Genomic DNA, 538 nt, shown 5'->3' with positions numbered 1-538 from the left:
GAGGAACTAGCCCAAGCTGACCAGTCCACTTGTTCATAGGTTACCGATGAGACATTTGTTCTCACATCGTTTCTGTATCTGACTTGACTACTTGAAAAAAGAGAGCCCTGCATTTTCTCTTGTACCCTCAAGTTAAACGGCACAATCGCCACCCGATTGAGCACCTCGGTTTCACCGGTTCTCGGGACTAAAATACGGTCAGATATCTGCTCAACGGCTCCTTTTAGTAAGTTGATTTTGACTTTACCTTGCCACTTCCAATTCATTGAGCCCGAAAAGTCACTCACTAAAACCAAGTCAATGATTTTGTCACCCAAATAGTACGGATACTTCGCTGCAACGGCTTGTCCTGCCAGTTTCTCCTGCGCTTTAAATGAGGGGATCAAATTACTGGCAAACCAAGAATTATGGGTTGTGGTCACTTGTACTGAATATTGAATTTTTTCTAAGACTCCAGCGTCCTCATCCGGCTCTTGGTATGTTCTGAGCGTAGTAATATCGACATGGGAAATATCCCGCACATAATCTTGAATATATC

The 538-nt window shown here is 43.5% G+C and carries 1 pseudogene; it reads right to left on the bottom strand.

Going from position 1 to position 538, the window contains the following annotated elements:
* Positions 1–538 (bottom strand): annotated as a pseudogene (locus tag R7Z50_RS30575) (TadE/TadG family protein); the annotation flags it as partial.

This window comes from Vibrio sp. 1249-1 (assembly GCF_033340495.1).
Note: the sequence above shows the minus strand (reverse complement) of the source record. Positions and strands in the feature narration are given on the sequence as shown.